Genomic DNA, 13,454 nt, shown 5'->3' with positions numbered 1-13,454 from the left:
CCGTTCGCTTGAGTCCTGCCCCGTCGTCACGTGTGGAATGCGGTTCGCAAACACTTGATTCTGCCGGGGCTGGCTCTTCGCTTTGTTCAGCGCAGCGAGTGGCTTCCGCTGAACAACGGATTGAGGCTGAAGCCGATGCTTAGACGATTATTGATATGGTCGTAATCGAGCAGGCTTTCACCGTAGCCGTAATAATACTGGACATGACCGCGGACATTGCCGAACAGCGGCCAAGAGTAGTCTAGCTGTGTCCCCATATTTCCTGCATCGAGGTTACCGCGCAGCAGCAGGCTGGCCTCATGGTCGCCCTCCATACGGCGTGCCACGGTAATGTCGCCGTAGCCCATATAGCGCTCGATATCCGGATTGTCGTCATCACCTTCCGACTCGGGAACCCGCCAGTGGGGTGCGATACTGACGGCCCAGTCGCCACGCTGGAAGACACTATCCAGATAGACTCGGTTCCAGCTTCGCGAAAGGGGAGCGGAGCGGCCATTCGATTGATGATTGATGGCGATCCGGTTTTCAGTGTTGGTCCAACCGAACAGCGTCATGTCGTTGTCGAAGCTGAGGAAGAACTCGGGCTCGTAGTTGGTTTCGCGAAAGGGGGACGAGGCTTCGGTATTGTAGGCTTGCCACCAGCTGCGCTGGGTATATGCAAAAAATAGATCGCCGTTATCGCCGAAAATGTCTTCGGCGAGATTGAACTTGGCGCTGAATTGGAACTTGACCTCGGCATTGCCCATGCGACCTTCCGAAGCGATCTGGTCGAAGCTATCCTCGTTGGGGTTCGCGTTATAGCTCCAGGGCAACAGATAGTTGCGCCGGTAGGTCGTGATGGCAAACGGGTTGCGCTGCGATTCACGTTCCAGGGCGCGGCGCTCCTGAGCCTCCTCCAGCGCATCGACGGTGGGGTCATTCTGCGTCGTGTTGCGTGCCTCAGCCAATTGGCCGCGTAGTGTCGCCAACTCATCCGTCAGCGCTTCAATGCGTGATTCGATCGCCCTGCGCTCGGCGTCGGTCAGGTCGGGAGCAGTCTGCTCCTGGGCCATGGCAATGTTAAAAGGAAGTAGGGCCAGACAGGCGAGCCCGAGAGAGGAAATTACTCTGACCGACGGCATTGGAGCATACCCAAAATAAGTGAAGGCATAAGCGCTGTTTCTACCACGCTGCCAGTGTAAGTCAATCGATGCACAAAAGCGCTTATGGGTGATTGCCAAGCGCCCACGCTGGCCCGACAATCGCCGCCATCGATCAAGGTTGGCAGCGGTGGGTCATGTAGCGTATGGGCAGGCAGTCTATAGCGGCGGGCAGGGCAGTGGCGGGCCCCCCCGAATCGAGCCGATGGGGCGTGAAGCGATCGGCAGTTTTCTGTCTGGCGTTCATTCTTGCCGTGCTGATACTTGCAGTTGGCAGTGGCAGGGCCATCGCCCAGGAGAAATTGCCGGAGCGCAGCACAATCGCGACGCGCATCCAGGCGCTACAGGCCGAGGAAACCCTGGACGAGGGGCTTGCACGCGAGCTCGAGGCACTGAATCGTACGCTGTCGGCACTCGATCGCCTCGAGGCGGCACAGCAGCGCCTGCAGTCACTCGATCAACGCATCCAGCAGGCGCCCGATGAACTCCTGCGGCTGGAGCGTGAGCTGTCTCGCCTGGAAGACGCCCCTTCGACCCAGAGTGCCGAAGATCTGGGTGGACGCCCGATTGCCGAACTCGAGTCGCAGTTGCAGGAATCGTTGACGGCGCTGCAGCGGCTTCAGGATCGCCAGGCGGAGATCAATGCCAATCTGATCGCCACGCAAACCGTCCCCGAGCGGGCTCAGCAATCCATCTCGGACGCCATGCAACGGCTCGAGCGGACGCGTCGCGAGCTTGAGGAAGCCGAGCGTAACTCACTGCCTGGCCAGGAAGCGGCGATCACCGCGCTGCAGATCGAACAGCAGGTCGCGGAACTCGAATTACGTCTTCACCAGCGTGAATTGACCGGCAACACCCGCTTGCGCGAGCTTGCCATGCAGCGTCGCGAATTGCTGGCGCAACAACTTAGCGCCGAGGAGAGCAGCCTCGCGGTCTTGCAAAGTGTGATTGACCGGCAACGTCGCCTGCAATCGGAACAGGCGATCGCCGATGCCGCCCGCAACGACCCCTTGATCGCCGAGGGACACCCCATCGTACTCCGAGCCCAGCAGATCAATCGCGATCTGAGTCTCGAACTCCTACGGGCCACCGACCGGACCAATCGGCTCACGCGGGAGGGGATTGCGGTCCGCAGCGAGCTCGATCGGGTGCGTCAGCTTCAGCGTAGCCTGACCGAGCAGATCGATGCCATCCGAGGTAGCCAATTGCTATCCCGTATTCTCAGGGAACAGCAGCAGGCATTGCCGCAGGTCAACGCACGGCGCGACCTGCAGGAAGAGATCGCCGATCTTAGGCTCAAGCAATTCGAGTTGGGCCGTCAACGCGAAAGCTTGCGCAATGCCCAGCGCCTGGCAACCCAGCGTCTTGAAGAGGCCGGTGTCGAGGAAACCGCTGCCTTGGTCGACTCGTTACAGCGGCTCTACCAGTCTCGACGTGAACTCGTCGACCAGCTGGAGCAGGAATACGGTGGCCTGCTGACCGCAGCGATCGATCTTCAGCTCAATCAACAGCAACTGCTCACTATCAGCCGAGATCTGCGTACGGTCATCGATGAACAGCTGTTCTGGGTTGCCAACGCGCGTGGGCTGGATCTGACGTGGCTGCGCCAATTGCCGGCCACGTTTCGCCAGCATCTGTTTCACGGGGAGTGGACCGAAGCGATGCACGATTTCTGGGAACGTCCGTCGCTGAAAGCGGGCTGGGGGCTGCCGCCGTTATTGCTTGCTGCGATATTGCTTTGGTTGCGGCCCCGGATCCGTCGCTACCTCGAAACGTTGCATGCCGAGGTGGGTCGGTTGAAGCGCGATTCGCAGCGACACACGCCCTTGGCCATTGTCCTCAATTTATTGATAGCCCTGCCGGGCCCGCTCGTGCTGGTGGCGTTGGGAACGGCGCTGATCCTGGGCGGCGGCGAGTTTCCAGCGCGTCTGGGGCAGGCCGTCTGGCACTTGGCTCTTGGCTGGGCCGTGATCGGGCTGTCACGACGGCTTCTCGTGCGCGATGGCGTGGCAACCAAGCATTTCACATGGCCGGTCGGCTATGCCCGCCGGCTGCGCTGGCTGCTGTTATGGCTCGGCATGGCATTGATTCCGGTGCTGTCGATAAGCGCACTGAGTGCTGACAGTGGATCGACCCTGGCGGAGCGTCCGCTGGCCTTGTTGGCCATGGTCGCTGGGCTGGTGGCGATGAGCGTGCTCATGGTGCGTCTGATCCTCGCGCACACGCCATTCTTTGGTGTCAAACTTTTCCGCTTGGCGCTGGGACTGGCCTTGGCCAGCGTGCCGATAGTGTTGCTCATCCTGATTGGTCTGGGCTACGAATACACGGCACTGAGTCTGGTCGAGCGTTTCGTGATCACTCTCTATCTCCTGGGCCTATGGATTCTGGTCGAAGCCGCAGTGATCCGGGGGCTGGCCGTGGCGGCGCGGCGACTGGCCTACCGCCGGGCCTTGTCGCGTCGCCGTGCTCAGGTCCAGGAAGGGGCGGAAGGTGGCCTGGAAGTCATCGAGGAACCGCCCCTGGACATGGAGCAGGTCAACCAGCAGTCGCTACGCCTTTCCAAGCTGATCCTGCTGGTGGGCTTCAGTGTCATCCTCTATTTCGTATGGTCGGATCTTCTGGCCGTGCTCGGCTACCTCGACCAGGTCTCGCTATGGCAGGGCCAGCGCGTCGAGGGCGAGGGTGTGGTGGCCAGCGCCGTCAGCGTTGCGGATATCGTCACGGCCCTGGTACTGGTGGCGCTGACGTTCATGATGGCTCGCAACTTGCCGGGTCTGCTGGAGGTCATGGTGCTTTCCCGGTTGAGCCTGAAGCAGGGCAGCGCCTACGCGATCACCTCGTTGCTTTCCTACTCGATCGTCGGCACGGGGGTGGTGGTATCCCTGGCTACGCTGGGGGTCTCCTGGGACAAGCTGCAATGGCTGGTCGCTGCACTGGGCGTCGGTCTGGGCTTCGGCTTGCAGGAAATCTTCGCCAACTTCATTTCAGGGTTGATCATTCTCTTCGAGCGCCCGGTGCGCATCGGTGACACCATCACGCTGGGCAACCTGCATGGGACGGTCAGCCGAATCCGAATTCGCGCCACGACAGTGACCGACTTCGACCGCAAGGAGATCATCATCCCCAACAAGACGTTCGTCACCGACCAACTGATCAACTGGTCTCTATCCGACAACATCACGCGCGTGGTCTTGAGTGTAGGGGTCGCCTATGGCTCGGATCTGGCGTTGGTGCACCGCCTGCTACATCAAGCAGCCAAGGAGAATGCTCGGGTCCTTGCCGATCCCGAGCCGCAGGTTTTTTTCATGAATTACGGGGCAAGCACGTTGAATTTCGAGTTGCGTATTTTCGTCAACGCGCTCACCGACCGGCTCTTTGCCACCGATGAGGTCAACACCCGTATCGATGCGCTTTTCCGTGAGCATGGCGTCGAGATCGCTTTCAATCAGCTCGATGTCTGGCTGCACAGCGCCCAGGGCCAGGCGGTGCAGGTGCTCTCGCAACCGTTGGGCAATGCGGGGCCATCCCCTGTGCAAGGTCCAGGGCCCGTGCAGGGGCCGCCATCGTCAGGGGCATGACGGCTTAGTGGAACTGAACAGGTTACTGACGCCGGGCGTGCAGCAGAAATTCACGGTTGCCATCGCCACCGAGCAGGGGGCTGTCCGACCAGTGCAGAATGCCGAAGCCCTGTTGTCGGCAGCACGCCTTGATTCGCTCCTCGACGGCTGCATGCAAGGCGGGGTCGCTGACGATACCGCGATCGTTGACCTTGCCCGGCCCGACCTCGAATTGTGGTTTGACCAGGGACAGTAGCTCCCCACCTGGGGACAGCAGACGACTCAGTTCGGGAAGAATCAGCGTTTGTGAAATGAACGAAACGTCCATCACCGCCAGGTCGACTCCCCGGGGGGCAAGGCGTGCCATGGCGGCACGCAAGGACTCATCCTCTGCCATGTGCCGGGCATTGAGTCCTTCGAGGCACGTTACGCGAGGGTCATCCCGTAGGCTTTCATCGAGCTGATCATGGCCGACCTCGATACCGATGACATGAGCTGCACCGTAACGCAGGGCGCAATCGGTGAAGCCGCCCGTCGATTGGCCGACATCCAGCAGCGTTCGGCCTTCCAGGCGCAGCGCCAACCTATCCAGCAACGCCTCCAGCTTGAGCCCTGCGCGGGACACGTAACGCTCTTCGGGGTCCTCTGCCACCCGCAATTGGGTTTGCTCGGGTAACTTCTCGCCGGGCTTGGTCAGGCGCCTGCCATCCTGAGCCAGGCTGACACGGCCGTTGCGAATCAAGCGCTGGGCGCGGGTCCGCGTCCGTACCAGGCCTTGGGTGACGAGTAGTTGGTCGAGTCGAAGCATGCCGATCATCCTGTTAGGTGGCGCCATTATATCGGCTCGGGCAGGCGCGTGAAGCGGGTGAGTCGTCGTTCGCGCCGCACGGGCGCATGAGTGCATCGCCTGGACGTGGCATACTTCGTTTCGTTAGTCGCTTAACAAAAGGAATTGGGTGTGAAGCAGGACGCGGCATGGGCATTGGGGCGGTCGTTGGCTGTAGGTGTCGTGGGCGGGGTGATTTTCGATCTGACCGGGCTGCCCCTGGCCTGGATGCTGGGTCCTCTGGTGGCCAACCTGATCGTCTCGGCCCGTGGCCACGACGTACGGGTACCCGAAGGGCTGCGCGAAATCTTCCTCGGTGTGCTAGGGCTGGTGCTGGGCAGTCGGGTCACCCCTCAACTTGCCGAGCGGGTCGCGGACTGGCCGCTGTCCGCAGCGCTGCTGCTGATGGGCGTGGCCGCCTCCACGGCGGCGGCGGCGGCGTGGTACCGACGTTGTGGTTTCGATCCGGTGAGTGCCTGGTTTGCCTCTGCGCCAGGCGCCATGACGGCGATGATCATGCTGGGCGACAAGTGTGGCGGCGAGCCACAGCGCATCGCGATTGCACAGTCATTACGCATCGTTCTGGTGGTGCTATTGCTGCCCCCGCTCTTCTGGGCCTACGAGGGTGGCGCCCAGGCGGAGGCGGCGGCCCGCACGCTGCAGGACCCCTGGCTTTTATTGCTGCTACCCGGGTTGCTGTGGATAGGGCGCTGGTTGCGCATGCCCACCCCGGCCCTTCTCGCTCCGCTACTGGTCGCCGCGTTGGTGTCGGGCTTCGGTCTGGCCAGCCTGCAATTACCCGATTGGGGCATGAACTTGATGCTATGGGTATTGGGCTGTGCCATCGGTTCACGTTTCCGCGGCTTGTCTCGGGGGCGCTTCGGGCGATACCTGTTCCAGGCAGTCGTGGCTACGCTGTTGGCCCTGGGCATCCTGGCGCTATTTGCCGAGCTGATCCACCAGCTTCTCGGGGTGCCCAGGGACGTGGCGTTACTGGCACTGGCGCCAGGAGGCATTGGCGAAATGGCCATCCTTGCCGTGGCGTTGGATCTCGATCCCGTCTTCGTCGCGTTCCACCATTTGCTGCGCATGGTGACTTTGATGTTCGTAGCGCCTTTCTGGGCCCGCTATCTACGCCGTCGCTACCCGCCGGTACGCTGAGGGCTCACTTCTCCCTCGGCATCGGGGGTGGCTTGAAGTTCCTGCGCAGGCAGGCGATCGGCTCCCCAGCTGCGATACAGATACCCACTGACCCGGTTGAGCTCCTCGATGGGAACATCCGCCGGCTCGCCATGTTCCAGCGGGTCGATGTGATAGATATACAGCCGGGAAGCGAACTGCTCGAAGGGCAGGGAGGCTTCCCCGTAACGCTCGCCATTGCCCGCCGTGCTGACTACCACGCCATCCCCCCAATCCTGGCCGCTATCGTTGTTGGGGTTGAAGAAATAGACCCGCATGACATTGCGCGGGTCGAGCGTGATACGCAGCAACGAGATCGCATGCCAGCCAATGAAACGACAGGCGCTGTCGGTGATCGCGATGCCCGCCGGTTGAGGGTGGATCAAGGGCTGGTCCCCATTGTAATGGGGATGATAGCTGGCATAGAAATGGCGAAGAAATGCCTCGAGATCCTTGATCTGCCCGGTTTCCACATCGACATTGATATGGAACCCGCGCCCCGCCCACCAACCATGGAACTCGGGATTGACCCAGCGATGCGGGTCGCCCTCGCGACCGATACAGCGGCGCCCCATCTCCGCGTAGATGCGGTCGAGATGCGGCACTACCAGGAGCGATACCGGGTCGAGATCCATGGGCAACTCTTTGGCAACCCCGGACAGGCTGGCCATCGAGGAGAGCGGCATGCCTTCGAAGTGCATGATAATTTCATCATCACGTGCGGCCCAGGCGACCATCTGCAGCAGGTAGTCGGGGTCGTTGTATGCCCACATCGAAAGGGCGCGTGCCGACTGGCATGTAGGATTGTTGCCCTGGCCGACCCCCAAAGGCTGTCCAAGCATGCACAAGACGCCTTCGAGCAGCCGCCCGCGTAGCGAGACCTCCTCGCCGAATGCCATGCGCAGTCGCATCTTGGACCACTCGGAAAGCGGGAGCGCCAACTGACGCCAGAGCGCCGGAACCACGGGCGGCTGAAAGAGAATACCGCGCTCCAGAGTCAGGGCCAGGCCATAGACGGCTTGGGGGGATCCGGGGTGTATCGCTTCTTCGATCAATGCCTGTACCAGGCGGCGATAGCGAAGCAGGCAATCGCGACCCGTCGCGGTCAGGCCCATGGCTTCGGCAACGAGATGATTTTCCTGCTCGAGCAGATAACGTAGCAGCACCGCATGGTAGGAAGAGACCAGACCCGTATCATGCATGGCGCGAGCAAAGCCGCTGGCTTCACTCTGTAGCGCCTGCTCGTCCATCGCCAGGAGACGCTCCCGATAGGTGTCGATTCCCGGGTCCTCACGGGATGCCTGGGTAGGACCGAACAGGCTACTTATCAGCCGGTCGGCCCCCTGGCCGCTCGAACCCAGTTCGATCTCGGGATTGGCGCGACACAGGGCGATCTGGGTAATCATCTGCTTGACGGGTTCGACCTGAATCGGCCGCTGTTTCAATATACGCCAGATCTCATCGATCAATTGATCGATGACATGCTCGTAGCCGATCTCATTGGCCACGTGCTGGAACAATGCGCGTGGCACCTCGGCCAGTTTGCCTTGTGTTTCGCGATCGGCTTCGCTGAGCGGCATGAAAAGCAGCCCCAGGTTGATGGCCAGCACCTGGGTCAGATAATGGTGTGCCTGCTCAGCGGAGACGTTGCCATGAATGTAGTCGCCCTTGGCGACTGCCAATAAACGGAGTTCACTCAATGCCTCGAGAGCCACGGTTTGGCCGTTGCCGCTCTTGAGAGACTGGGGAGTGAAGGACGGGATAAGAATCTGGGGAGAGGCCCAGTCCGTACCCCGGAAAATGCCTGCTTCTTCCAGGGAGGGGGCGCGCGCCTCCAGGGCCGCTACCCCCCCTTCCTGAAGGAGAACCCGCCGTGCGGTATCCAGGACACGCCCGACCTTGGCCGGCTTGGCGAAATCCCGCGCCTGAGCGAGGATATCGGTGGCCTGGTCAAGCTTGGCCAATAACATGGCCAGCTTGCTCTCATCATGTTGACCGCCTTCGATCATGCGGACTCCCTTTGCCCCAAATGCAGGGGATTATACATAGAAGTCGAGGTCTTCCTGCCGCTTCAGCAAATCGCGCATGGTGTGTGCATCGTCACCTGAGAAGTAGATCAGTCCCCAGTGAGTGCCGAATGCCGTACGCTTGGTAACGGTTTCTTCCATCGGCGGTGTCAGCTCATGGGACTCGAAGTACGGATGGTCCTCGGTCTCTTCGGGCATTTCAAGGCGACTGACCACGCGACGACGCGGATAGACCCCGAAGCAGCCGGCATGGCACTTGGCATCCACCACTTCACGCGGGAAGAAGTCGGTGATTTCCTGCTCGGTGGTTTTCGGATCGAAGGACAGGATCAGGCCTTGGTAGGCATTGAAGCCATAGGCCCGCTCCAAGAGTTCGAATACCTTGAAGCCCGGCGGACGATAGGCCACCTCGCCAAAGTACATTTCGCCGTCGCTGGTGACGAAGTACTCGGGATGGATAAAGCCGAAATCGATATCGAAGGCCTTGATCAGCTTTTCGATCTGCGCCGTGATCTGCTCGCGATATTTTTCGAGTTCGGGCGTGGCAGGCACGAACACCGAATAGCCGAGTGTCACGTACTCCGAGATGTTGAGGAATCGAATCTTGCCATTGTGGATCCAAGCTTCGACGGCGAACTCCCAGCCATCCAGGTGCGACTCCATCAAGACCGGGAATTCTTCGTCGGGGATGGTATCGACCTCATCCGGGGTACGGATCACGCGGTGACCGAGACAGCCTGCCTTGTCGAAGGCCTTGAGGTGAATCGGGTCGTTGGGGTCGCCATCCAGCTTGAGTAGCGTCTGATTGACACGCTTGAGGAAGCGGATCACGTCGTCGCGGTCATGGGCTTCTTCGAAGATACCCACCCGGATGCCACCCAACTGCGCGCGACGTTTCATCAAGGCCTTGTCACGCAACAGCAGGGCCTGGCCGTAAAGGCGCGGATTGTCGAGCAGAACGGAATTGATCGCCCCGGCCCATTCCACCGTTTCTTCATACAGGGGAATAGCGACGTCGACACCCATATCCTTCAGCGTTTCGGCAATCTCAAGGGATCTGTCGTTCAGTCGCTCGAAGTTCCAGGGGGTATAGGGTATATCGTGCTCTTTGCAGTAATCCTCGGCCCAGTCGGGAGCGACCACGATGTAGCGGCGGTCGAAGTTCTCGGCGGCCTCGACGGCGTTCAGGCTCCAGCCTAGAAGGGCGACGAAGCCCTTATCGGGATCCTTTTCCATGTCGTTATGCCTCTTGTGAAGTATAGGGAGCGATCACACACCCTAAGCCTAGGTGCTGGAGCGAACCTTTGCTTGCTTTATGGTGGTGTGCCTCCCTTGCGAGGCCAGGGGGGCGCTGTTATAGTGCGCTCGCATTCGCACGGGGGTTGGCTGTTTCGGGCCTCCGTGATGAATGAGCAGGTGATCGCATACGTTTGCCTGTCCGCTGTGGTGGCCCCCGTCGGTCCTCCCGCAACGCTAAACCGCGAACCCCGCCAGGCCCGGAAGGGAGCAACGGTAGTGGTGGCTGCGTGTGCCGGGATGTGGCTGTCGGGGGCTGCCTCCTTTCAGGGAGGCGAATGCGTTTCTCGTGTCGCTTTCCCATGCTCCGATCGATTTCTCTGCCTTTGATGTCCCCCCGAGGTGAATGTTTGCCCGTTTGGGTCGAGCTTGCTTTTCGCTCCCTCCGCCAGCCGGTAGAATGTTCGGTTACCGCTGGGCGCCGGTGAATGCCGGGTCGCTTCCATCTTGTTTCGAGGAACCGCGCTCCATGAGCTATCAGGTACTGGCACGTAAGTGGCGGCCGCGCACCTTTCATGAACTGGTCGGCCAGGAGCATGTCCAGCGCGCGCTGGTCAATGCCCTCGATCAGGGGCGGTTGCACCACGCCTACCTGTTTACCGGGACCCGCGGTGTCGGCAAGACCACCCTGGCGCGCATCCTTGCCAAGTGCTTGAACTGCACCGCCAAGGGGGAGGGTGAGAGCGCTGTTACCTCGACCCCATGCGGCCAGTGTCAGAACTGCACGGCGATCGATGAAGGCCGCTTCGTCGATCTGATCGAGGTCGATGCCGCCTCTCGCACCAAGGTGGAAGACACTCGCGAGTTGCTCGATAACGTGCAATACGCTCCCACGCAGGGCCGGTTCAAGGTGTATCTCATCGATGAGGTGCACATGCTCTCCACGCACAGCTTCAATGCGCTGCTCAAGACGCTGGAGGAGCCGCCTCCGCATGTGAAGTTCCTGCTGGCCACGACCGACCCGCAGAAATTGCCGGTCACGGTGCTGTCGCGGTGTCTGCAGTTTACGCTCAAGAACATGCCGCCGGAGCGCATCGTCGAGCATTTGTCTCATGTTCTCGGCGCCGAGGGGGTCGCCTTCGACGAAAGCGCCTTGTGGCTCCTTGGCAAGGCGGCCGACGGGTCGATGCGCGATGCCATGAGCCTCACCGACCAGGCCATAGCCTTTGGCCAGGGCGAGGTGCGCCATCGTGACGTGGCGGCCATGCTGGGTACACTGGATCATCGCCATCTCATGGCGCTGGTCGAGGCGTTGGCCGAGGTCGATGCCGCTCGTGTACTCTCAGAGGTGGCGAGCCTGGCCGAGCAGGGCCCTGATTTTGCCGGCGTGCTGGATGACTTGTCGGGGGTTCTGCACCGACTGGCCATTGCCCAGATGGTGCCTGATGCGCTGGACAACGGGCATGGCGATCGGGAGACGCTGCTGGCCTTGGCTGCGCGGTTTACCGCCGAAGATGTCCAGTTGTATTACCAGATCGGGCTTCAAGGGCGGGGCGACATGGAGCATGCCCCGGATGCACGCACCGCACTAGAAATGACTTTGTTGCGCATGCTGGCTTTTCGCCCTCAGGGCGTGCCCAAGCCCGCCCAGACACCCTTGCCCCTCAGGGCGACTCCGGAGATTGCCACGTCTGATTCTGTGTCCTCGACGTCTTCGGCCTCGGCAGGGCAGGGCGCTCCGACGCAGGATACGCCAAGCCAGGATTCGTCTGCGCAGCTTCCTGCTGAGCCAGAACCAGAACCAGAGCCACAGGACGCGCAGGCTGAGCGAACCACCGCCTACGAGACCGGTCCTGCCGAGACGCCTGCAGGGCAAGCGCCTGATACCGAGTGGCAAGCGCCAGACGAGAGCGTGGGATATGAGCCACCCCCTCCCTGGGAGCCGCAGGAGGAGATCGAGCCTGCCTCGGCCGTTCGGATAGATCCTCCCTCTCCTTCCCGGGATATGGTTCGACCGGATCAAGACTCGGGTGACTTGGCCATCGCCGAGCCTGTCGAAGCTGAGACGGTAGAAGCCGAGGTCGTATCCGCGCAATCATCTCCGGCGGCAGGGTTCGACCATGCGGCCTGGCTGGCGCTGTTCACGCGACTCGAGCTCGGTGGGCTCACACGTAACCTAGCGGCTCACTGCACGGTCGACCATGATGATGGGCAGCGGCTTTGTCTGCGCCTTGACCCGTCTCAATCGGCAATGAACGCTGACGTGCATGTCGAACGGATTCAGAAGGCCCTGGACGTGGCGGGCGTGACTCGACGCCTTGAGATCGTGGTCGCCGACCTGCCGCCCGGCCTGGAAACGCCCAAGGCAATGGCGGATCGGCTGGCTGCCGCACGGCATGCCCAGGCGGTTGAAGCCTTGCAGGACGACCCACATATCCAGAAACTGCAGAACGCATTCGGTGCCCGACTGATCGAAGGCACCGTGACACCCCAGGACTGAGTACCCTCGGTCCAACGATTCCTTGAGGTGACGTCATGATGAAGGGCGGAATGGGCAACCTGATGAAGCAGGCTCAGGAAATGCAGGAAAAGATGCAGCGCGTTCAGGAAGAAGTGGCGCGTGAAGAAGTCACCGGTGAAGCCGGGGCCGGCATGATCAAGATCGTGATGAACGGTCGCCACGACGTCAGCAAGGTCGAGATCGACCCCAGCGTGATGCAAGAAGATAAGGAACTGCTCGAGGATCTGCTGGCGGCTGCCGTCAATGATGCCGTGCGCAAGGTGGAGACCAATTCGCGTGCCAGGATGGAAGAGGTCACCTCGGGCCTGAATCTGCCGCCCGGCTTCAAGATGCCGTTCTGATGAGCTTCTCCCCGCTCGTCGATCGTCTGCTGGAGAGCTTCAGGGTTCTCCCGGGCGTGGGGCCCAAGACGGCACAGCGGATGGCGCTGCACCTGCTGGAGCGCGACCGCGACGGCGGCCGCCGGCTAGCCGAGATCATGACCCGTGCCCTCGAGGAAGTCGGTTACTGTCGCCGTTGTCGCACCCTGACGGAGGAACCGGTCTGCGGGCTGTGTCGAAGTGTTCGGCGCGATGAGCGGCTGCTGTGCGTGGTAGAGTCCCCGGCCGACATGCTCGCGATCGAAGATGCCGGGGGGTATCTGGGCCAGTACTTCGTGCTGCATGGCCATCTCTCGCCGCTGGATGGCATCGGGCCTGAAGATATCGGGCTCGATCAGCTTGGCGAACGACTCGCCGAAGGCGGAATCGAAGAGCTGATCCTGGCGACCAACCCCACCGTCGAGGGGGAAGCCACAGCGCACTATATCGCCGCTCAGCTCGAGGATAGTTCGATTCGACTGTCGCGGTTGGCCTATGGCGTGCCCATGGGCGGGGAACTCGAGTATGTCGATGGGGGGACGCTGAGCCGTGCCTTCAATGGTCGCTTGCCTTTTTCCAGCGAATGAGCCAACCCTCTCTCATCCATTTG

General features: G+C 61.3%; 9 protein-coding genes and 1 other RNA gene. 6 read left to right on the top strand and 4 right to left on the bottom strand.

All coding sequences use genetic code 11. The features are described from left to right. Positions 1-86 precede the first annotated feature (86 nt). Positions 87-1,121, bottom strand: a complete 1,035-nt coding sequence (locus JH15_RS03825) for a phospholipase A (protein ID WP_043527171.1) — start codon at positions 1,119-1,121, stop codon at positions 87-89. A 230-nt stretch (positions 1,122-1,351) separates the two neighbouring features. On the opposite strand from JH15_RS03825, the gene mscK reads away from it, so the two are divergent. Beyond that, on the top strand, positions 1,352-4,717 hold the full coding sequence (mscK, locus tag JH15_RS03820) for a mechanosensitive channel MscK (protein WP_231566366.1): 3,366 nt from the start codon (positions 1,352-1,354) through the stop codon (positions 4,715-4,717). Between the two features lie 22 nt (positions 4,718-4,739). Here mscK and JH15_RS03815 read toward each other — a convergent pair whose 3' ends face one another. Continuing rightward, the gene (locus tag JH15_RS03815) at positions 4,740-5,504 is read right to left on the bottom strand and encodes a TlyA family RNA methyltransferase (protein WP_043527168.1); all 765 of its coding nucleotides are present in this window, start codon (positions 5,502-5,504) and stop codon (positions 4,740-4,742) included. A gap of 150 nt (positions 5,505-5,654) precedes the next feature. Here JH15_RS03815 and JH15_RS03810 point away from each other — a divergent pair, with 150 nt between their 5' ends. Beyond that, positions 5,655-6,683, top strand: coding sequence for an AbrB family transcriptional regulator (locus JH15_RS03810; RefSeq protein WP_043527167.1), 1,029 nt, complete (start codon positions 5,655-5,657; stop codon positions 6,681-6,683). Here the strand turns inward: JH15_RS03810 and JH15_RS03805 are convergent. Together JH15_RS03805 and JH15_RS03800 are read right to left on the bottom strand one after the other, a co-directional pair. Continuing rightward, positions 6,665-8,710, bottom strand: a complete 2,046-nt coding sequence (locus JH15_RS03805) for a hypothetical protein (RefSeq protein WP_043527166.1) — start codon at positions 8,708-8,710, stop codon at positions 6,665-6,667. The two genes, JH15_RS03810 and JH15_RS03805, sit on opposite strands and share 19 nt — an antisense overlap. Before the next feature lie 30 nt (positions 8,711-8,740). Beyond that, complete coding sequence (locus JH15_RS03800) at positions 8,741-9,964, bottom strand: ATP-grasp domain-containing protein (RefSeq protein ID WP_043527165.1); 1,224 nt, start codon at positions 9,962-9,964, stop codon at positions 8,741-8,743. A 218-nt stretch (positions 9,965-10,182) separates the two neighbouring features. Here JH15_RS03800 and ffs point away from each other — a divergent pair. From ffs to recR, 4 genes are all read left to right on the top strand, one after another. Beyond that, positions 10,183-10,279, top strand: an RNA gene (gene ffs / locus JH15_RS17710) — signal recognition particle sRNA small type. A 214-nt stretch (positions 10,280-10,493) separates the two neighbouring features. Continuing rightward, the gene (gene dnaX, locus JH15_RS03795) at positions 10,494-12,464 is read left to right on the top strand and encodes a DNA polymerase III subunit gamma/tau (protein WP_043527163.1); all 1,971 of its coding nucleotides are present in this window, start codon (positions 10,494-10,496) and stop codon (positions 12,462-12,464) included. Positions 12,465-12,499: 35 nt separating this feature from the next. Further along, a complete protein-coding gene (locus JH15_RS03790; protein WP_043527160.1) occupies positions 12,500-12,826 on the top strand; it encodes a YbaB/EbfC family nucleoid-associated protein in 327 nt (108 codons plus the stop codon). Continuing rightward, positions 12,826-13,431 carry a recombination mediator RecR gene (gene recR, locus JH15_RS03785; protein WP_043527158.1) on the top strand — a complete coding sequence of 202 codons (606 nt, stop codon included), beginning with the start codon at positions 12,826-12,828 and terminating at the stop codon, positions 13,429-13,431. The genes JH15_RS03790 and recR overlap by 1 nt, the downstream gene beginning before the upstream one ends. The last annotated feature ends 23 nt before the right edge of the window (positions 13,432-13,454 follow it).

This window comes from Litchfieldella xinjiangensis, assembly GCF_000759345.1.
In the GTDB taxonomy this organism is placed as follows: Bacteria; Pseudomonadota; Gammaproteobacteria; order Pseudomonadales; family Halomonadaceae; genus Litchfieldella_A; species Litchfieldella_A xinjiangensis.
The sequence above is the reverse complement of the archived record's forward strand: the minus strand, read 5'-3'. Positions and strand labels throughout refer to the sequence as shown.